Origin of the sequence: Priestia sp. SIMBA_032 (genome assembly GCF_046535215.1) — a bacterium.
GTDB classification, from domain to species: domain Bacteria; phylum Bacillota; class Bacilli; order Bacillales; family Bacillaceae_H; genus Priestia; species Priestia aryabhattai.
Genome location: NZ_JAWRXD010000272.1, coordinates 1 through 342, shown reverse-complemented (window position 1 = coordinate 342; position 342 = coordinate 1). Strand labels below are relative to the sequence as shown.

General features: G+C 74.0%; 1 protein-coding gene. It reads right to left on the bottom strand.

The window, feature by feature from the left end; all coding sequences use genetic code 11:
- Nucleotides 1–283: hypothetical protein (locus tag SB717_RS34330; protein WP_410907314.1), on the bottom strand; the 283-nt coding region annotated here is incomplete at its 3' end.
- Between the last annotated feature and the right edge of the window lie 59 nt (nucleotides 284–342).

Sequence of the window (342 nt, the reverse complement as noted above, 5' to 3'; positions counted from 1 at the left end):
GCCCGAGCGAACGCCCGTCCGCGCCCAGCAGCACCATCTCCTCGCTGAGGGAGGTGACGCCCAGGCCGCGCACGCGCGACCGGTCGGCCGCATCCAGCCCGGAAAGGGCTCCTCCCACGGCATCGACGACGGTCGCGAGGACGGCGTCCGCGTCACGGAGATCTCCGGCAGCGGACGTCCGGACCGGAGTGGCACGGGCGACCACGCGCCGCTCTCCCGTCGCTGCATCGTACAGAAGCGCCTTGGTGCGGGTCGTGCCGATGTCGACGCCGACGAAGATCACGGACGCGCGCCCAGCGTGCGGGCGGTCGCCACCGAGCGGGTGCGGACGTGTGTCGCCGC